The following is an 18,168-nucleotide window of genomic DNA, read 5'->3' as shown; positions in this document are numbered from 1 at the left end:
GACGATCATCTCGGCAGGGCGCGTGTTGCCCTGCCGGGTTCCGCCGCATGGTTAAGGACAGCTGAAACCAACGCATCGAAATGCGTTGAAGAGTCTTTAATCAAATTCGCAGAACCTCCGCGCCATGACGCGTGGAGTTCGTTTGTATCTCGTCGGCTCCCTTGTCCTTGTGTCGCTGGCTGGTTGCGGTCGCGGTCTGTTTCAGACTGCCGAGCGCGAACCGTGGCGGGCCGAGGCCGAGGCCGCATGCCTGAAGTCGGGCGCGGTCAAGGAGAGCGCCGACCTCGTCCGCATCGATCCGATCTCCGGTCCCGGCGTTTGCGGCGCCGAGTTCCCGCTCAAGGTCGCCGCGCTCGGTGAAGCCAGTTCGGCTTACGGATTTGCCGACGACAGCCTGCGGCCGCCGGCATCGGTCGGCAACCAGCCGCGGTGGCCGATCAACCGCCAGCCGTCTCCGCCGCAAGCGCAGGCGCCATATTCCAATCAGGCCGTCGGCCAGCCGAGCTATGGCAACGAGCCGAGCTATGGCGGCCGTCAGAATGGGCCGGTCTCGCTGTCGGCGCCCGGCGTTCCGCCACAGCAGGACGAGATCGATTTGCCATCGGAAGGCTCGCCCGACGCCAGGGGCGAGCGACCTTATTATCCGGGCCTGCCATCCAATACGCAGCGCGACAGCGCGGCCGCGCCCTATTCACCGGCGCCGTATTCCCAGCAGCCGCCCGGCGCGCCACCGCCGCCGCGGCTCGGTCCCTCGAGCGGCAATCCGGTGGTGACGGTCGGCCCCGTCGCAGTGAAGCCGGCGGCAACGCTGGCGTGTCCGATCGTCTCGGTGCTCGAGCGCTGGCTCGCCGATTCCGTGCAGCCGGCGGCGCAGCGCTGGTTCGGCGCGCGCGTCGTCGAGATCAAGCAGATCTCGGCCTATTCCTGCCGCGGTATGAACGGCAACTCGCACGCGCACATTTCCGAGCACGCCTTCGGCAACGCGCTCGACATCGCGGCCTTCACGCTGGCCGACGGGCGCCGCATCACCGTGAAAGATGGCTGGAAGGGCCTGCCGGAAGAGCAGGGCTTTCTGCGCGATGTCCAGGCCGCCGCCTGCCAGCAATTCACCACGGTGCTGGCGCCGGGGTCCAACGTCTATCACTACGACCACATCCATGTGGACCTGATGCGCCGGGCCAGCCGGCGCCTGATCTGTCAGCCCGCCGCCGTCTCGGGCGAAGAGGTCGCGGCGCGTGCCGGCGGCCGTAACCCCTATGCAACGCGCGAACCTTATGTCACAGGATCGCTCGGCGGCAGAAAGCCGGCCCCGCGCGGTAAAGCGGGGGTCAACGAAGAAGACGAATTCGCCGACGAATAGGGACGCGTCTGATACCCGTATTTTTACTGGGTGACACCGTGCAAACGGTAGCCACTTTTGTTGCATATGCTCGCTGAGTCGGGCGCACCCGGCTGATTGTTTGGGGGATGGCTTTGCAAGACGCGCCGATCATTCTCGTCATCGAAGACGATCGTGATCTTCAGATGATGGTGGAGGACGCCCTGAGGGACGGCGGCTATGAGCCGGCGATCGCAGGTTCGGGCGAGGAAGCCCTGACGCTGCTGAAGGCGTTCCGCACCAAATACTCAGCACTGGTCACCGACATTCGGCTGCTCGGCCGGCTCGACGGCTGGCGTGTGGCGCGCGGCGCCCGCGAGATCGATCCGTCATTCCCGGTGCTCTACATCACCGGCGGCGGCGGCGATGAGTGGCCGACCAGGGGCGTGCCGGACAGTGTGCTGCTCAACAAGCCGTTCTCGCCCGATGAACTGGTTGCGGCTGTGGCGAAGCTGCTTGAGAATGCCGCATAGGCCGCAGCGATTGATCGCCGCCGCGAAACCGGCGATCCGGAGGTTGTACGGGGCAAACGTGTCTTCCAGGCCGGCATGAATGACTTCGCACAGTCGATCACGGCGGCAGCTTCCCTGATAGCCGGTCGCGATCCGGTCCTGCTTGGGATCGTCGCATTGTCGTTGCGGGTCAGCCTGCTGGCGAGCCTGCTCGCGCTTCTGATCGGCGCGCCGATCGGCGGCTGGCTTGCGATATCGAGGTTTCGCGGACGGCAGGTGGTGATCGTGCTCGCCAATGCCTGTCTCGGCCTGCCGCCGGTCGTGGTCGGCCTCGGGCTTTATCTCCTGCTGTCGCGATCCGGACCGCTGGGCTTCGCCGGGCTGTTGTTCACGCCGACGGCGATGGTGGTGGCGCAGGTCATCCTGGCGACGCCGATCGTGGTTGCGCTGGTGCATCGCCCGGTCGCGCTGCTGTGGGCGGAATATGCCGATTTGATCCGCACCGACGGCCTGTCGCGCCTGCGCAGCCTCGCGCTGGTGTTCTCGCTCGGCCGCGCCTCGCTGCTCACCGCGTTCCTTGCTGCCTTCGGCCGTGCCATCGCGGAGGTCGGCGCCATCATCATCGTGGGCGGCAATATCAGCGGCTATACGCGAACGATGACGACCGCGATTGCGCTCGAGACCAGCAAGGGCGAGCTGGCGCTCGGCCTCGGGCTCGGCGTGATCCTGCTTGCGCTGAGCGTGAGCGTCAGCACGATCGCGTTTCTGCTAGTGCGCGGCGTTGGGGAAAAATAGCTGCTCGCCGCCGACCTTGTAGCCGGCGATGGCCGACTGCCCGGCCTGCGAGACCAGCCAGTCGATGAAGGCCTGGCCGTCCGCGGCCTTCACCGTCGGATGCTTGGCCGGATTGACCAGCATCACGCCGTACTGGTTGAACAGCCGCCGGTCGCCTTCGGTCAGCACGGCGAGCTCGCCGCGGTTCTTGAACGACAGCCAGGTGCCGCGATCGGACAGCACATAGGCATTCGACGCGGATGCCATGTTGAGCGCCGGACCCATGCCTTGGCCGATCTCGCGATACCACTGGCCCTTCGCTGAGCCGAGATCGACGCCGGCCGCTTTCCAGAGCCGCAGCTCGGCCTCGTGCGTGCCGGAGCGGTCGCCGCGCGAGATGAAGGGCGAGCTGGTCGCGGCGATCTTGCGCAGGGCGTCCGCGACATCCTTGTCGCCGGCGATATGCGCCGGATCGGCCTTCGGGCCGACGATGACGAAATCGTTGTACATCACGTCATAGCGTTTGGTCGCAAAGCCCTCGGCCAGGAACTTCTCTTCGGCCACGCGATCATGCACGAACACGACATCGGCATCGCCGCGCCGTCCGATGTCGAGCGCCTGTCCGGTGCCGACCGCGACCACCTTCACGGTAATGCCCGAGGCTTCCGAGAACCGCGGCAGCAGATAGCCGAACAGGCCGGACTGTTCGGTCGATGTCGTCGAGGCGACCGTGATGGACCGGGTCTGCGGGAGCGCGGGGCCGGCGAACAGCAGCACGGCGGCGATGACGAGGTGTCGAAGGAGCGATGTCATGTGGTCAACACTTGATAAAGGACGGCGGTCACCATGCCCCAATTGATCCCGTGACGCAAAGCGGGCGGATAGCGCCGCGCCTGCGACACCGCGCAGCAGGCCGGATCTCGCGCCGCGCGATCGCCCATGATCTGGCGACACTCATTCCATCCTTACATCATGCTGCGGTATGGCCCCTCGAATTCATATGTCCACCGGTCCATTTTCCCGACGAACAAGCTCGCCAGCAGGGCTCCCTGGAGGCAAAGATGACGACCTATCGCGCTTATATCGTCGGACGGCACAGCCGATCCATCGGCGTGGTCAACATGGATTGCAGCGACGACGATCAGGCCATTACCTCGGCCGGCCGTCTTGTGGACGGCCATGATATCGAGCTGTGGCAGATGGACCGGCCCGTCGCCAGGTTCGACGCCTGCTCGAAGCAGGTGTTCCGGAAGTAGTGCGACACAGCGCGGCAGGCCGGGTGTCGCGCCGCGCAATCTCTGATGATAGACATGGAGCATGATCCGGAAAAGTGCGAAGCGGTTTTCCGAAAGAATCATGCTCAAACAATAGCGTCAGCTTGGTCATCAACAGGGATATCGGTCATGGCTTTGGAGAAGGTCGCGCTCGTCACCGCGGGCGGCAGCGGCATGGGAGCGGCGGCGGCGCGGCGCCTCGCGGCCGACGGTTTCCGCGTTGCGATCCTGTCGTCGTCGGGCAAGGGCGAGGCGCTGGCGAAGGAGCTCGGCGGCCTCGGCTTCACCGGTTCGAACCGTTCCAACGATGATCTGAAACGCGCCGTCGACGGCGTGATGGCGCGCTGGGGCCGCATCGATGCGCTGGTCAACAGCGCCGGCCACGGCCCGCGCGCGGGAGTGCTCGAACTGACCGACGAGCAGTGGCACACCGGTCTTGACGTCTACCTGATGAACGTGATCCGCCCGACGCGTCTCGTCGCGCCTCACATGCAGGCGCAGAAGTCCGGCGCGATCGTCAACATCTCCACCGCCTGGGCGTTCGAGCCGAGCGCGATGTTTCCGACCTCGGCGGTGTTCCGCGCCGGGCTCGCCGCGTTCACCAAACTGTTCACCGACAGCTACGCCGCCAGCAATGTGCGCATGAACAACGTGCTGCCGGGCTGGATCGACAGCCTGCCGGCAACCGACGAGCGCCGCGACAGCGTGCCGATGAAGCGCTACGGCAAGGCGGAAGAGATCGCCGCCACCATCAGCTTCCTCGTCTCCGACGGCGCGGGCTACATCACCGGCCAGAACATCCGCGTCGACGGCGGTCTGATGCGGTCGATTTGAGGCAACCGGCAAACCGTCATCTTCAAGGCAAGTGAGCTTGTGACTCACAAGCGGCACCAGATGTTCGCCGTCGTCCCGGCGAAGGCCGGGACCCATAACCACCGATGGTCATCGTTGCGCGTCGATGGAACGACGAGTCCCGTCCACAACATCCGCCGCGGAGTATGGGTCCCGGCTTTCGCCGGGACGACATCAAAGTGTGCGGCTCCGTTCGTACCCGCTGCGTCGCCACAACTTACGTCACCACTTGCGTCTACGCGCTGCGCGGCGCGCTCCAGGCCGCGGGCGTCACAATTGCGGCGACCTCTGATTGCGTTTGTCGTGATGACAAACTGAAGGCTCGAGGCTAGCCTTCCGTCAAATCAAAACATACGGGAGGAATGGCATGCCAGACGCAGCAGTTGCAGCACGCGCTTCAGACTCCACGCAGAGCGGAACCACGCAACAGGTCGACGTTGCGGTGGTCGGCGCCGGCTTCGCCGGACTGTACTTGCTGCATCGGTTGCGCAAGGCGGGCTTCTCGGCGGTCGCGCTCGAAGAGGGCGCCGACGTCGGCGGCACCTGGTACTGGAATCGTTATCCCGGCGCGCGCTGCGACATCCAGACCATCGACTACAGCTACACCTTCGATCCCGAGCTCGATCAGGCCTGGACCTGGTCGGAGAAATACGCGACCCAGCCGGAAATCCTGCGCTATCTCGGCTTCGTCGCCGACCGCTACGATCTGCGCCGCGACATCAGGTTCGGCACCAAGGTCACGCAGGCGACCTGGAATGATGCGACCTCGCGCTGGCAGATCTCGACCAATAACGGCGCCGACGTCTCGTGCCGCTACTACATCATGGCGACCGGCTGCCTGTCGTCGCCGAAGCCGCCGGAGATCGACGGCGTCAAGGACTTCAAGGGCGAGATCTATTTCACCGGCCGCTGGCCGCATCAGGGCGTCGATCTGAAGGGCAAGCGCGTTGCCGTGATCGGCACCGGATCGTCGGGCATCCAGTCCATACCGATCATCGCCGAACAGGCCGCGCAGCTCACCGTGTTCCAGCGCACCCCGAACTTCGCGCTGCCTGCGGGCAACGGCCCGGCGCCGGAGGATCGCAAGACCTATTTCGAGGGCGACCGCGCCGCCTATCGCGAGCAGGCGCGCTGGTCGATGGCCGGCGTGCCCTATCCGCAGCAGACCGTGGTGAGCTGGCAGTTGAGCGATGCCGAGCGCCGCGAGCGGTTCGAGAAGGCGTGGGCGGCGGGCGACCTCGTCCACATTCTGACCCAGCTCTGGGCCGACCAGGCGGTCGATGTCGACGGCAACAGACTGGTTGCCGATCTGATCCGCGAGAAGATCGGCGCTGTGGTCAAGGATCCGGAGACGGCGGCGGCGCTGGCCCCGCATGATCATCCGTTCGGCGCCAAGCGTCCCTGCCTCGATACCAACTACTACGCGACCTACAACCGTCCGAACGTGACGCTGGTGAATCTGCGGCAGGAGCCGATCAAGGGGATCACCACCAGCGGCATCTTCACCAACGGACGCAAGTTCGACGTCGACGTCATCGTGTTCGCCACCGGATTCGACGCGATGACCGGCGCGATCATGGCGGTGCATCCGATCTCCGGCCGCGGCGGCAAGTCGCTATCGGATGTCTGGGCGCACGGACCGCAGACCTATCTCGGCGTCACCGTCGCGGGCTTCCCCAATCTGTTCATGATCACCGGTCCCGGCAGCCCGTCGGTGCTGTCGAACATGGCTGTCTCGATCGAGCAGCATGTCGATTGGGTGGTCGAACGGATCGCCGCGCTGCGCGACGCCGGCTTCACCACGATGGAAGCGACCGAGACCGCGCAGACCGGCTGGGAACGGCACATGGCCGATTGCGCGACGCTGACGCTGCACCGGCTCGCCAACACCTGGTACACGGGCGCCAATGTGCCCGGCAAGCCGCAGGGCGTGATGCCCTATACGGGCGGCGTCGGTCCGTATCGCAGCATCTGCAACGAGGTGGTCGGCCGCGGCATGCTCGGCTTCAAGCTCTCGGGTCCCGGCGTTGCCGAGCAGTGCAATGACGGCGAGATCGTGCGCCTGCAGCCGGATGTGCGGCTAGTGCTGAACCTGCTCGGCGAGATGAACCTGCCGCCGCTCGAGACGATGGGGGCGCAGGGCGCACGCGACTTTCTCACCGAGTTCAACAAGGGCCGTCCCTTTGGCCGCCCGGTCGGCGAGGTCGGCAGCGGCATGCTGCAGGGGGCGGACGGTCCGCTGCCGTACAAGCTCTACCGGCCGGCGACGCCGGGGCCGCATCCGATCGTGGTGTATTTCCACGGCGGCGGCTGGGTGCTCGGCGACGAGATGTCGGACGATCCGTTCTGCCGCGACCTGTGCCGGCGCACCGGCATGATCATCGTCAGCGTCGGCTATCGCCACGCGCCTGAGCATCGCTTCCCGGCCGCGGCCGAGGACGGTTTTGCCGCGACGCGCTGGATCGCGGCCCATAGCGCCGAACTCGGCGGCAGGGTAGGGCCGCTGCTGGTCGCCGGCTGGAGCGCCGGCGGCAACATCGCGGCCGTCACCTGCCAGCTCGCGCGCGATCGCGGCGGGCCCGAGATCGCGGGCCAGCTCCTGATCTGTCCGGTCACCGATTCCACATTCGACCGGCCGTCCTATGTCGACAACGCGACCGGCTACTTCCTGACCCGCGGGCTGATGTACTGGTTCTGGGACCTGTACTGCTCGCCGGCCGATCGCACCGACCCGCGCGTCGCGCCGCTGCGCGGCAAGCTCGAAGGCCTGCCGCCCGCATTCATCGCGACCAGCGAGTTCGATCCGTTGCGCGACGAGGGCATCGCCTATGGCGACGCGCTCGCCAAGGCCGGCGTCAAGGTCGAGCAGCTCAAGGCGCAGGGTCACTTCCACTCGTCGTTCGTGATGGTCGACGTCATCATCACCGGCGTTGCCGGCCGCGTGAAGATGGCGAAGGCGCTGCGGCGCTTCGCCGGCCTGCCCGAGGAGGTCGAGCAGGACAACGTCGCCGCGCCGGAGGTCAACGCGGCGGCGAACTAGATCGGGTTTGAATTGCAGCCGCGCTCCCTCTTCCGCTTGCGGGCACTTGCGGGGGGGGGCGCGTTGCGAAAATATCGAAAACAACCCCATGCAAAGGAGCCGGCGGTGGCGGGCGTTCGACCGAGCCACTTGACATGCCGGGCAACTCACGGATATATTTCTAATATTCCGAAATCGTAAAAGCGCACGACTCGCCCCACGGGCCTATGGCTCTAGCACCGGTGTTTCCGCGCCGTCATGGCCGGGCTTGTCCCGGCCATCCACGTCTTTCGTGGAAACCAAGACGTGGATGCCCGGCACAAGGCCGGGCATGACGAGTTTGTGGAGCTATCGAGCCCACATGCGATTGCCCTGCCCGCAAGCGGGGGAGGTGCAGCAGTCTGCCGCGAGACCTTTCAACCTGGCGACATCTCGCGCTAACCGAGCTCGAACGTCGTGACGCCGAACAGGCGATCGATCCGGAGTGGCGGGATCGTGCCGGTATACATCCGCGCGGTCTCGAACACCGGTGACAGCCCGAGGTCTTGCGCCAGCGCCACGGCGTCGCGGTTGACCGCGGGGACATCGAGGAAGACCTCGCCGCTGCCCGCGCTCGCGAGCAATGCCGCGACAACGGCCTCGGCGCAGGCACGGTCGTCAGCAACGAGCGGGCCGATCTTGCGGCCGGTCCGGCAGGGGCGGATGACGCCCCAGCCGGCCAGCCTGCCGTCGCGCATCAGCGCGCGCCCGACATGTCCTGACGTGTTGATCCAGGCGCGCAGGAATGCCGGCCGCGGTGCGGGAAACACCGTGGCGTCATCGGCCTCGATCAGCGCCATCGGCAGATCGGCCAGCGCGACGGCGCCGTCGCTCGGCGCGGATGGTGCGGCGACAGTGCCGCCATAGCGCACATTGGCGTAAGCGAGCCCGAAGCCGGACTTCTGGTAGTTCGCCTGTTGTGCCACCACGCCGTCGAGCCCGATCACGCGCGGGCGCGCATGCGCGATGGCCGCATTCCAGATCTTCAGGCCATGGCCGCGGCCGCGCAGATCCGGACGCACGATGTAGAAGCCGAGGAAGGCGAACCGCGCGCCGTAATTGACGCAGGAGATCACTGCGGCAGGCTCGCCATCGAGCTCGCCGATGAAGAAGCCCTGCGGGTCCTCGGCGGCAAAGCAGGGCGCATCGGCGAGACCGGGATTCCATCCCTCCGCCGCGGCCCAATCCACCGCGAGCGCGATCTCGTCAGGCTGCATATGCCGGATGCTGAGGTCATTCATGGATAAGCGTTCTCGCATTGTCGCCGCAAGCGCGATGATAGCGCACCAATGTCTCGTCGTCATTGCGAGGAGCTCGCGACAAAATTGCGAGGCAATTTTGAGCTGAAGCGACGAAGCAATCCATCGCTCCGCAAGCGGAGAAATGGATTGCTTCGCGGAGCCTGTCATCCGGCGGCGCTTCGCGCCGACCGGGTGGCTCGCAATGACGCGGATAGAGTGACGCGCAATCGACCTATCGATCGCCCTTCGGCCGGTACGCCGCGAAGAACACGCGCGTCGCGCTGTCGACGACGGTTGCGATCCGCTCCGGCGAGGGCGACGGCCTGGCCTGGAAGATGAACGCCTGGAACAGCGTCGCCTGGCACATCTGCATGAACTGCCAGGCCGCGAGCTGGTAGTCGTCGATCACGAGCTCGCCGAGCGCGGCGCGTGCCTCGAGATAAGCGGCAAAGCGGTCGACGGTGTGGGCGATGACGTGGGTGTAGAACCGGCTGCCGAGCTCGGGCATCCGCTCGGCGATCGCCATCACGGTGCGGATCGCCGAGCCGCCGCCGGGCCGGCACAACACCGCGACATAGGCGCGGCCGAATTCGTGGAGGGTGGTGTCGACGTCGCGCGCCGGATCGAAATTGAAGGCGACCTTGCCCTGCTCGAGCTTCTCTTCCTCGACGATCGCCGCGAACAGCCCGGCCTTGTCGGGGAAATAGACGTAGAGCGTGCCCTTGGAGACGCCGGCAGCGCGCGCGATCTCGCCCATGCTCGCGCCGTCAAAGCCGAGCTCCAGGAACACCTTACGGGCGCCGTCCAGGATCTGGCGGCGTTTCGACGATTCCTCCTCGCCGACGGACAGGAGGGAGGTTCGGGGCGCTGCAACCATTGATTTAGCTTCTCGGGAAAGAACTCAACCCAAAGTAGGAAAGGGTAGAATCGAAGCCTTATAATCTAGCAGGCGAGAATATAGATTGACCGAACCGTTCGGTCAATGGTATCTTGGGAGTGACGATGCGCCGCACGGCCCTTATTCCGCCATCGCGCGCGTCAAGATTTTTGTGGGGAGCCTCGGCTATGGCCGCAGCACGGGATCAGGCTGCACGCATTGTTCGTTCGGAGCCTGAGATGGCCGAGGACGCGATCGCGCGCGATGCATCCGCCGATCTCGGCGAGCAGGGCCGGGCTGATGAAGCCAGGCGTCCCGCGGAGGCGCCGCCCGCGTCTGTGCCCGAGCAGCCGGCGGCTTCGCCCGTTGCGGCGGCAGCGCCGAAATCCGGCAAGCGCAAATTCGTGATGATGGGCGTGGTCGGCCTGCTCGCGCTCGCCGCCGCGGGCTATGCCGCCTATTACCTGATGGTCGGGCGCTTCTACGTCTCGACCGACGATGCCTATGTCCGCGCCAACAACTCCATGCTCGGCGCGCGCGTCGCGGGCCATATCGCGGCGATCCTGCCCGGCGACAACGCGCTGGTGCGCGCAGGCGACGTGATCTTCCGGATCGATGACGGCGACTACCGCATCGCGGTCGACGCCGCCCGCACCCGGATCGCGACCCAGCAGGCGACGATCGAGCGCATCGGCCGCCAGGTTGCGGCGGCGGCGAGCTCGGTCGAGCAGGCGCAGGCGCAGCTGGTGTCCGCGCAGGCCGGACTGAAGCGCGCCGATCTCGATTTCGACCGGCAGCAGGCGCTGAGCACCAAGGGTTTTGCCTCGCGCGCCACCTTCGAAGTCTCGGAGGCCGGCCGCGATCAGGGCGCGGCCAGCGTGCGGTCCGCCCAGGCGGCCTATGATGCGGCCAAGGACAATGTCGAGGTGACCAAGGCGCAGCAGGCCGAGGCCCGCGCCCAGCTCGCCGAATTGCAGACCCAGCTCGCCAAGGCCGAGCGCGATCTCGAATTCACCAATGTCCGCGCGCCGGTCGACGGCACCTTCTCCAACCGCCTGGTGAACACCGGCGACTATATCAATGTCGGTCAGCGGCTCGGCAATGTGGTGCCGCTCGACGGCGTCTTCATCGACGCCAACTATAAAGAGACCCAGCTCAAGCGCATCCGCACCGGGCAGCGGGTGACGATCAAGGTCGACGCCTACGGCTTCCGCAAGTTCACCGGCCTCGTCGACAGCATTTCGCCGGCGGCAGGCTCGGTGTTCACCTTGCTGCCGCCGGACAACGCCACCGGCAACTTCACCAAGATCGTGCAGCGCCTGCCGGTCCGCATCCGCGTGCCTGCCAGCGTCGCCAAGCAGGGCCTGTTGCGCGCCGGCATGTCGGTCTACACCACCGTCGACACCCGCGAGGGTGCGGCGGACGCCGATGCCGAAACCGATCTCGACGCGCCGACGATGATCCATCCGCAGTGATGTCTTGAAGCTTCGGACAGTGTCCGAGGCTCGGAGCCGATGAGCCCATGGCTGATACGACCACTGCTTCACCCTCGATGATGACCGGCGCCCCGGAGTCCGAGCGCATCCAGCCGAAGCGGCTGGTTGCCTTCATCATCATGGTGTTCGGCATGTTCATGTCGATCCTGGACATCCAGATCGTCTCGGCCTCGCTGTCCGAGATTCAAGCCGGCTTGTCGGCGAGTTCGACCGAAGTGTCGTGGGTGCAGACCGCCTATCTGATCGCCGAAGTGATCGCGATTCCCTTGTCCGGGTTCCTGTCGCGCGCGCTCGGCACGCGGCTGTTGTTCGCGATCTCGGCGTTCGGCTTCACCGCCTCGAGCCTGCTCTGCGGCTTCGCATCCTCGATCGAGCAGATGATCCTGTGGCGCGCGCTGCAGGGCTTTCTCGGCGCCGGCATGATCCCGACGGTGTTCGCCTCGGCCTACACGATCTTCCCGCGCACCAAGTTCCACATCGTGGCGCCGATCATCGGCCTCGTCGCGACGCTGGCGCCGACCGTTGGCCCGACGGTCGGCGGCTACATCACCGACCTGATGTCCTGGCACTGGCTGTTCTTCATCAACATCGTGCCTGGCGTCATCATCACGGCAGGCGTGCTGGCGCTGGTCGATTTCGACCAGCCGAACTTCGCGCTGCTCGAGCGCTTCGACTGGTGGGGCCTGATCTTCATGGGCGGCTTCCTCGGCTCGCTCGAATACGTGCTGGAGGAGGGTCCGCAATATGAGTGGCTGCAGGACACCTCGGTCGCGGTCTGCGCCGCGATTGGCTTCGTCTCGGCGGTCGCGTTCTTCTGGCGCGTCTTGACCGCGGAGGAGCCGATCGTCGATCTCTACGCCTTCTCCAATCGCAACTTCGCGGTCGGCTGCGTGCTGCAGTTCTGCATCGGCATCGGGCTCTATGGCCTGACTTATGTCTATCCGCGCTATCTCGCGGAGGTCCGCGGCTACAGCGCGCTGATGATCGGCGAGACCATGTTCGTCTCCGGCGTCACCATGTTCTTCATGGCGCCGGTAGTCGGCCGGCTGATGCAGAAGGTCGATCTGCGCTACATCATCGCCTTCGGCCTCGTGACCTTCGCGCTCGGCTCCTGGCAGATGACCTGGATCACCCGCGACTATGATTTCTACGAGCTGCTGCTGCCGCAAATCCTGCGCGGCATCGGCATGATGTGCGCGATGGTGCCGACCAACAACATCGCGCTCGCGACGTTGCCGCAGGATCGCGTCAAGAACGCCTCCGGCCTGTTCAACCTGATGCGCAACCTCGGCGGCGCGGTGGGGCTCGCCGTCATCAACGAGGTCCTCAACGACCGCACCGATCTGCACATCTCGCGGCTGCATGACCGCGTGACCTGGGGCAACACGACCGCGGTCGAGACCCTCAACATGTTCACCCAGCGCATGCAGGGCATGGGCGATTCCGCCATCATGGCGATGAAGCAGCTCTCGCAGATCGTGCACCGCCAGGCCGCGGTGATGGGCTATGGCGACGCCTTCTTCATGCTGTCGCTGTTCTATGTCGCGCTCAGCCTTCTGGTGCTGTTCGTCAACAAGCCGCCGTCGATGACCGCGAGCGGCGGCGACGCGCATTGAGCGCATTGGATTCGCGCGGGCTACGCCCGGTCGCGTGAATAGCTGACGTCGCCGACACATTGACGCACTCACGCCGATGTTACCTTGCCAACCGCGCGTGATGCATTTATAAGCAGCGCTTCCTTACTCGAACCGGGGAGATGCGCATGAAGTCGCTTATTTCGCAGATCGCGCGCCCGCGTTCGACGGTGCTGAACGCGTTCAGGCGTTAGCTCCCGGCGCTGATCGGGCCTGATCCCCGATCATCAAAACTTCCCAACAGTTTATCGACAATTTCCAGCGGCGCACGCGGTCGGACTTCGCCCGCACGTCGCCTCAGATGGAGCCGGCACGCGCTGCAAAAGCGTGGCCGGAATGTGCCATGCCCTCTCTGACATCCAAGCGACCGGCCGCGATCCGGATCGTGCTTCCCTTTGTGTTCCGCCATTGGCTGGAACAGCCGCTGCGTGCCTCCGCGGTGACGGCGGGATTCCTCGGCGCGACCGCGGCCGACCTGTTCATGCCGGTGTTTTCCGGCCATCTGGTCGACGCGCTGACCGCGGGCGCCACCGATGCCGCCGCGCGCCACGCGGCGATGCTGGCGTTCGGCGCCATCGTCGGCCTCGGCGCGCTGTCGCTGGTACTGCGGCTGGTCGGGATCCAGACCATCGTGCCGTTCACGCTGAAGACGATGTCCGATGTCGGGCAGCAGTCCTTCATGCGGGTGCAGCGCTTCTCGACCGACTGGCACGCCAATTCGTTCGCCGGGTCCACCGTGCGCAAGATCACGCGCGGCATGTGGGCGCTCGATTTGCTGAACGACACCATCCTGATGGCGCTGCTCCCGTCGGTCGTGGTGCTGGTCGGCTCGATGATCCTGCTCGGCGTGCATTGGCCGCAGCTCGGCGCGGTGATCGCGGTCGGCTCGGTGATCTATGTCGCGATGACGATGGTGTTCCAGGTGCGCTACGTCGCGCCTGCCGCGCGCGTTTCCAATGCGTGGGACACCAAGGTCGGCGGCACGCTGGCCGACGCCTTGACCTGCAACGCGGTGGTGAAGTCGTTCGGCGCGGAGACGCGCGAGGACATGCGGCTCGACGGCGTCATCAGCCGCTGGCGCCGGCGGGTGCGGCGGACCTGGTTCCGCTACAACCACACCTCGACGGCGCAGCTCGTGGTGCTGCTGTGCTTCCGCGCCTCGGTGATCGGCGGTGCGATCCTGCTGTGGGCGCAGGGCCACGCCACGCCGGGCGACGTCACCTATGTGCTGACCAGCTACTACATCATCCACGCCTATCTGCGCGATGTCGGCATGCACATCAACAACCTGCAGCGTTCAGTGAACGACATGGAGGAACTGGTGCAGATCCATGGCGAGCCGCTCGGCATTGTCGATGCGGACGATGCCGGGACGATCGACATCCAGGGCGGCCGCATCGTGTTCGACGACGTCACGTTTCACTATGGCGGCCATCGCCGGCCGCTGTATGACGGGCTGTCGGTCGACATCGATGCCGGCGAGCGGGTCGGCCTGGTCGGGCGCTCCGGCTCCGGCAAGACGACCTTCGTCAAGCTGGTGCAGCGGCTCTACGATGTCTCCGGCGGCCGGATCCTGATCGACGGTCAGGACATCGCCAGGGCGACGCAGCAATCGCTGCGCAGCCAGATCGCGATCGTGCAGCAGGAGCCGATCCTGTTCCACCGCACGCTGGCGGAGAACATCGCCTATGGCCGGCCGGGCGCCAGCATGGAGGTGATCGAGCAGGCGGCGCGGCTCGCCAATGCGCACGACTTCATCATGCGGCTGCCGAAGGGTTACGGCACGCTGGTGGGCGAGCGCGGCGTCAAGCTGTCGGGCGGCGAGCGGCAGCGCGTGGCGCTGGCACGCGCCTTCCTGGCGGATGCGCCGATCCTGATCCTGGACGAGGCGACCTCGAGCCTCGATTCGGAGTCCGAGGCGCTGATCCAGCAGGCGATGGAACGGCTGATGAAGGGCCGCACCTCGATCGTGATCGCACATCGGCTGTCGACCGTGCGCAGCATGGATCGCATCCTGGTGTTCGACCGCGGCGAAATCGTCGAGCAGGGCACGCATGAGGTGCTGGCCGCGCGTCCCGGCGGCATCTATCGCGGCCTGTTCGAGCGTCAGGCGACCGAATTCGGCCAGGCCGCGGCGGAGTGAGATGGCGCATGGCTGGAGCGTCGGTTCTGATTGGATCAGAACCGACGCTCACGCAGCGCCCGCGCTATTTCGGCGCCAGTCCGTTCCACACCAGCGCGACGCCGGACAGGAACAGCAGCAGCAGCACGACGTCGGAGAAATTGCGGTCGCTGAGCGCATGATAGAGCCGCGCGCCGAGCCAGGCGCCGAGCAGCGTCCCTGGAAACGCGCACGCTACCAGCCAGATCAGCTCGGGCTTCACCAGGCCGCTGGCGATCTGCACGCAAAGCGCGGCCGCCAGGATCGTGAAGTTGAAGATCTGGAACACGCCGCGGCGCTGTTGCTTGCCCCAGCCGCGCACGCTGGCCCACAGGATCGGCAGCGGGCCGGACAGTCCGGCGAGGCCGCCGAGGATGCCGCCGGCAAATCCGATCGCGCCGTCGGCCCATTTGCCGCCGAAGGCGATCGACATCGGCTTGCGCTGCAGGAACAACGCGGTCGGAAACACCAGCAGGAAGACGCCGATCGTCAGCTTGAAAACCTCGGGGTCGGCCCGCGCGATCAGCAAGATGCCGATCGGTACGCCGGCGAGGCCTGCGATGACGAACGGCCAGACCAGACGGAAATCGATGCTCTTCCAGATCGACGGCAAGGTCGAGAGCTGCGCGATGACCGAGCAGACCAGCACCAGCGGCACCGCGAGCGTCGGCGGCAGCACATAGAGCCAGATGCCGAGCGCCATCAGCGCGGTGCCGAAGCCGGCAAGGCCGGAGACGAAGCCGCCGGCAAGCGCGCCGAAGAACAGGATCGCATAGCTTGCCGGGATCATTGAGGCCTTTCAGTCGTCATTCCGGGGCGATGCGCAGCATCGAACCCGGAATCTCGAGATTCCGGGTCTGGTCCTTCGGACCATCCCGGAATGACAAAGGGAGGGAGCGACTGCACGTTTACACAACGTGCATCGTGGGTACACTTCAAAATCGCGGCTCACCAACGATAATCGGAATGGAAGCATCCCATGACTTCAGGCTCGCCTGCGAACTCGCAAAAAACCTTTCTGGTCTGTCACGGCGCCTGGTCGGCAGGCTGGGCATGGAAGAAGATGCATCCCCTGATGCAGGCCGCCGGACATCGGCTGGTCACGCCGAGCTACACCGGGCTTGGCGAGCGCGCGCACCTTGCGCATCAGGGACTCGACCTCGAGGCGCATATCCAGGATGTGCTCAGCGTCATCAGTTGCGAGGACCTGCGCGACATCGTGCTGATCGGGCACTCCTATGGCGGCATGGTCGCGACCGGCGTCGCCGACCGGGTGCGCGAGCGCATCGCGCAGATGATCTATATCGACGCCTTCGTGCCGCGCGACGGCCAGTCGCTGTTCGATCTCAACGAATCGGCCGTCGAGACCATGCGTGAGTTCGCGAGCGACGGCGACGGCTGGCGTATTCCGCCGATGCCGGTACCGCCGGACACGTCGCCCGCAGACGTCGCATGGCTGAGCGCGCGGCGCATCGACATGCCGATCAAATGCTTCGAGCAGAAATTGCGGTTGAAGCGCGGCGAGACCAGCCTGCCGCGCAGCTATATCTACGCCACCCGCGCCACGCAGGCCGACACGTTCGGCCAGTTCGCCCGGCGCATCAGGAACGAAGCCGGCTGGCGCTATTTTGAGATCGACGCCAGCCATTCGCCCAATGTCACCGCGCCGGAGGCGCTGATGGCGATCCTGCAGGAGATCGTTTCCTGAGGGGAGATCTAGCGATCCAGATCGTACTCGTGCACGGAAATCCTCGTTTCACGGACGAGATCTACGAGCGCCGCGGTGCCGGCGGCGAACGCAATTGCGCAAATGCACCCGATCATTTCCCGGTGAGCGAATTGGCGAAGCCTTCCGCACCGGCGGCGCTGTTCAGCTGCCGTTGATGATGGGAGGCAACTTCTCGTTCGGTCATATCCGCAGACGCGCGATGAACCGCAGGTGCGGGCTCTCCGCCAGGCGGCGCGGCCCGCGCATGCCCTGCGATCAGTCGGCGCGGGCCTTTTCCTGCATCGCCGCCTGCAGTTTTGATGTCCGCGGGCGTGAGTTGCGGATCATGCACCGCGCGCGTCGCGAACGGCTTGAGCGACCTTTGTCGCCTGCGATATGCGTCCGATCTTTGCGCCCGCAATGATTTTTCGTCGGCGTTCGCTTGGCTTCGACGCCATGCCTTCGCCCGCGGTGGCTCCAGCCGGGGGACGCGTTGTGAAGTTCGCCGCACGGTGCAGCGCGAGGGCCTTTCGCGCTGCTTCGACATGTGCCGTCCGGGCCGCCAGATTGTGCTGAAGTTTCAGCTCCGTGTTGACCCGCTTCAGCGCTGCTGCGAACACCTGCTTACGCTCCGACGCATGCTTGGCGGTTCCCGGAAAGCTGGTGCCGCGCGCCTCGGCCTTTCCGCGGCTCTCGCGCTGCTTTTGTCGGCCGACCGTTCGCTCCTTGTCGCGCATCTTGCGCAAGCGGGGTCGCATGGCCTCGAGCTCGCTCACCTCGACGCTGTAAATGGCGGGATGATGCGTCAGGCGGATTGCTTCATATTCTTCATGGCTGAGGATGCTGCGTTCGAACTTGCAGGCGACCGACATTCCGATTCCTCCTTTTGATCTTCTTGAATCTCGGGGCAGAAGGACACGTCCAGCTCCAGCGGATCATAGCTGCAATGCCGCCGGAGGCCAATCTGCCACTAACCAAACTCGGCCAGCGTTTCGATCGCAGTGATCGATTGTCTTGCCATAGCGTCAAAGCACAGTGGCTCTCCTACTTTTCCGCTTCGTCGTCCTTGAGACGAATCCCCTCGGTCCGCAGAGCCGCAAAGAGAGCCGCTATATCTTCGGGCTCCATATTGTTGGGGCACATCCCGTTCAGCTGCTCGGTCGTGATCGTGCCGGTGCTCCTGGCGATGTCTCTTGCCTTCGCCATGATCTTCTGAAGGTCCATCTGTGTTCCTCCGCGAGGGACACACTCTACGCCCGCCAC

Annotated in this window: 16 protein-coding genes; 10 read left to right on the top strand and 6 right to left on the bottom strand. The window is 65.5% G+C overall.

What is annotated here, in order from left to right; all coding sequences use genetic code 11:
* The first annotated feature begins 124 nt into the window (after positions 1 to 124).
* The 3 genes from ACVWY5_RS26540 (at position 125) to ACVWY5_RS26530 (ending at position 2,625) form a co-directional block, all read left to right on the top strand.
* The gene (locus tag ACVWY5_RS26540; RefSeq protein ID WP_028332576.1) at positions 125 to 1,360 is read left to right on the top strand and encodes an extensin-like domain-containing protein; all 1,236 of its coding nucleotides are present in this window, start codon (positions 125 to 127) and stop codon (positions 1,358 to 1,360) included.
* A gap of 113 nt (positions 1,361 to 1,473) precedes the next feature.
* Positions 1,474 to 1,851: a response regulator gene (locus ACVWY5_RS26535; RefSeq protein WP_016845813.1), complete on the top strand. Its 378-nt coding sequence runs from the start codon at positions 1,474 to 1,476 to the stop codon at positions 1,849 to 1,851.
* 75 nt (positions 1,852 to 1,926) lie between these two features.
* Positions 1,927 to 2,625, top strand: a complete 699-nt coding sequence (locus tag ACVWY5_RS26530; RefSeq protein ID WP_016845814.1) for an ABC transporter permease — start codon at positions 1,927 to 1,929, stop codon at positions 2,623 to 2,625.
* On the opposite strand, the gene ACVWY5_RS26525 is transcribed toward ACVWY5_RS26530, so the two are convergent.
* Positions 2,599 to 3,417 (bottom strand): extracellular solute-binding protein, encoded by an 819-nt coding sequence (locus ACVWY5_RS26525; RefSeq protein ID WP_028332575.1) that lies wholly within the window; start codon positions 3,415 to 3,417, stop codon positions 2,599 to 2,601. The genes ACVWY5_RS26530 and ACVWY5_RS26525 overlap by 27 nt on opposite strands.
* Before the next feature lie 248 nt (positions 3,418 to 3,665).
* Between ACVWY5_RS26525 and ACVWY5_RS26520 the strand changes: the two genes are divergently transcribed.
* The 3 genes from ACVWY5_RS26520 to ACVWY5_RS26510 all read left to right on the top strand — a co-directional run bounded on the left by ACVWY5_RS26520 (position 3,666) and on the right by ACVWY5_RS26510 (position 7,770).
* Positions 3,666 to 3,860 carry a hypothetical protein gene (locus tag ACVWY5_RS26520; protein ID WP_038377246.1) on the top strand — a complete coding sequence of 65 codons (195 nt, stop codon included), beginning with the start codon at positions 3,666 to 3,668 and terminating at the stop codon, positions 3,858 to 3,860.
* 147 nt (positions 3,861 to 4,007) lie between these two features.
* Positions 4,008 to 4,712, top strand: a complete 705-nt coding sequence (locus ACVWY5_RS26515) for an SDR family oxidoreductase (RefSeq protein WP_028332574.1) — start codon at positions 4,008 to 4,010, stop codon at positions 4,710 to 4,712.
* Positions 4,713 to 5,097: 385 nt separating this feature from the next.
* Positions 5,098 to 7,770 carry a flavin-containing monooxygenase gene (locus ACVWY5_RS26510; protein ID WP_028332573.1) on the top strand — a complete coding sequence of 891 codons (2,673 nt, stop codon included), beginning with the start codon at positions 5,098 to 5,100 and terminating at the stop codon, positions 7,768 to 7,770.
* Positions 7,771 to 8,186: 416 nt separating this feature from the next.
* On the opposite strand, the gene ACVWY5_RS26505 is transcribed toward ACVWY5_RS26510, so the two are convergent.
* Both ACVWY5_RS26505 and ACVWY5_RS26500 read right to left on the bottom strand, forming a co-directional pair.
* Positions 8,187 to 9,029: a GNAT family N-acetyltransferase gene (locus ACVWY5_RS26505; RefSeq protein ID WP_028332572.1), complete on the bottom strand. Its 843-nt coding sequence runs from the start codon at positions 9,027 to 9,029 to the stop codon at positions 8,187 to 8,189.
* A gap of 232 nt (positions 9,030 to 9,261) precedes the next feature.
* Entirely contained in the window at positions 9,262 to 9,906 is a 645-nt protein-coding gene (locus ACVWY5_RS26500) for a TetR/AcrR family transcriptional regulator (RefSeq protein ID WP_028332571.1), read from the bottom strand.
* A 188-nt stretch (positions 9,907 to 10,094) separates the two neighbouring features.
* On the opposite strand from ACVWY5_RS26500, the gene ACVWY5_RS26495 reads away from it, so the two are divergent.
* The 3 genes from ACVWY5_RS26495 (at position 10,095) to ACVWY5_RS26485 (ending at position 15,179) form a co-directional block, all read left to right on the top strand.
* A complete protein-coding gene (locus ACVWY5_RS26495) occupies positions 10,095 to 11,381 on the top strand; it encodes an HlyD family secretion protein (RefSeq protein WP_028332570.1) in 1,287 nt (428 codons plus the stop codon).
* Between the two features lie 47 nt (positions 11,382 to 11,428).
* Complete coding sequence (locus ACVWY5_RS26490; protein WP_028332569.1) at positions 11,429 to 13,018, top strand: DHA2 family efflux MFS transporter permease subunit; 1,590 nt, start codon at positions 11,429 to 11,431, stop codon at positions 13,016 to 13,018.
* Between the two features lie 361 nt (positions 13,019 to 13,379).
* Positions 13,380 to 15,179, top strand: coding sequence for an ABC transporter ATP-binding protein (locus ACVWY5_RS26485; protein WP_028332568.1), 1,800 nt, complete (start codon positions 13,380 to 13,382; stop codon positions 15,177 to 15,179).
* Between the two features lie 64 nt (positions 15,180 to 15,243).
* Here ACVWY5_RS26485 and ACVWY5_RS26480 read toward each other — a convergent pair whose 3' ends face one another.
* Complete coding sequence (locus ACVWY5_RS26480; RefSeq protein ID WP_028332567.1) at positions 15,244 to 15,987, bottom strand: sulfite exporter TauE/SafE family protein; 744 nt, start codon at positions 15,985 to 15,987, stop codon at positions 15,244 to 15,246.
* A 189-nt stretch (positions 15,988 to 16,176) separates the two neighbouring features.
* Here ACVWY5_RS26480 and ACVWY5_RS26475 point away from each other — a divergent pair, with 189 nt between their 5' ends.
* Positions 16,177 to 16,905: an alpha/beta fold hydrolase gene (locus ACVWY5_RS26475; RefSeq protein ID WP_028332566.1), complete on the top strand. Its 729-nt coding sequence runs from the start codon at positions 16,177 to 16,179 to the stop codon at positions 16,903 to 16,905.
* Positions 16,906 to 17,249: 344 nt separating this feature from the next.
* Here the strand turns inward: ACVWY5_RS26475 and ACVWY5_RS26470 are convergent, their stop codons facing one another.
* On the bottom strand, positions 17,250 to 17,777 hold the full coding sequence (locus ACVWY5_RS26470) for a hypothetical protein (RefSeq protein WP_028332565.1): 528 nt from the start codon (positions 17,775 to 17,777) through the stop codon (positions 17,250 to 17,252).
* A 172-nt stretch (positions 17,778 to 17,949) separates the two neighbouring features.
* Positions 17,950 to 18,129: a hypothetical protein gene (locus ACVWY5_RS26465; RefSeq protein WP_028332564.1), complete on the bottom strand. Its 180-nt coding sequence runs from the start codon at positions 18,127 to 18,129 to the stop codon at positions 17,950 to 17,952.
* Between the last annotated feature and the right edge of the window lie 39 nt (positions 18,130 to 18,168).

The sequence above is a fragment of the Bradyrhizobium sp. USDA 3256 genome (assembly GCF_054058275.1).
Note: the sequence above shows the minus strand (reverse complement) of the source record. Positions and strands in the feature narration are given on the sequence as shown.

Excerpts from the sequence above, each read along its gene's own strand:
- ACVWY5_RS26540 (WP_028332576.1), top strand. The coding sequence starts at position 125 with ATGACGCGTGGAGTTCGTTTGTATCTCGTCGGCTCCCTTGTCCTTGTG.
- ACVWY5_RS26530 (WP_016845814.1), top strand. The coding sequence starts at position 1,927 with ATGAATGACTTCGCACAGTCGATCACGGCGGCAGCTTCCCTGATAGCC.
- ACVWY5_RS26525 (WP_028332575.1), bottom strand. The coding sequence starts at position 3,417 with ATGACATCGCTCCTTCGACACCTCGTCATCGCCGCCGTGCTGCTGTTC.
- ACVWY5_RS26520 (WP_038377246.1), top strand. The coding sequence starts at position 3,666 with ATGACGACCTATCGCGCTTATATCGTCGGACGGCACAGCCGATCCATC.
- ACVWY5_RS26515 (WP_028332574.1), top strand. The coding sequence starts at position 4,008 with ATGGCTTTGGAGAAGGTCGCGCTCGTCACCGCGGGCGGCAGCGGCATG.
- ACVWY5_RS26510 (WP_028332573.1), top strand. The coding sequence starts at position 5,098 with ATGCCAGACGCAGCAGTTGCAGCACGCGCTTCAGACTCCACGCAGAGC.
- ACVWY5_RS26505 (WP_028332572.1), bottom strand. The coding sequence starts at position 9,029 with ATGAATGACCTCAGCATCCGGCATATGCAGCCTGACGAGATCGCGCTC.
- ACVWY5_RS26500 (WP_028332571.1), bottom strand. The coding sequence starts at position 9,906 with ATGGTTGCAGCGCCCCGAACCTCCCTCCTGTCCGTCGGCGAGGAGGAA.
- ACVWY5_RS26495 (WP_028332570.1), top strand. The coding sequence starts at position 10,095 with ATGGCCGCAGCACGGGATCAGGCTGCACGCATTGTTCGTTCGGAGCCT.
- ACVWY5_RS26490 (WP_028332569.1), top strand. The coding sequence starts at position 11,429 with ATGGCTGATACGACCACTGCTTCACCCTCGATGATGACCGGCGCCCCG.
- ACVWY5_RS26485 (WP_028332568.1), top strand. The coding sequence starts at position 13,380 with ATGCCCTCTCTGACATCCAAGCGACCGGCCGCGATCCGGATCGTGCTT.
- ACVWY5_RS26480 (WP_028332567.1), bottom strand. The coding sequence starts at position 15,987 with ATGATCCCGGCAAGCTATGCGATCCTGTTCTTCGGCGCGCTTGCCGGC.
- ACVWY5_RS26475 (WP_028332566.1), top strand. The coding sequence starts at position 16,177 with ATGACTTCAGGCTCGCCTGCGAACTCGCAAAAAACCTTTCTGGTCTGT.
- ACVWY5_RS26470 (WP_028332565.1), bottom strand. The coding sequence starts at position 17,777 with ATGTCGGTCGCCTGCAAGTTCGAACGCAGCATCCTCAGCCATGAAGAA.
- ACVWY5_RS26465 (WP_028332564.1), bottom strand. The coding sequence starts at position 18,129 with ATGGACCTTCAGAAGATCATGGCGAAGGCAAGAGACATCGCCAGGAGC.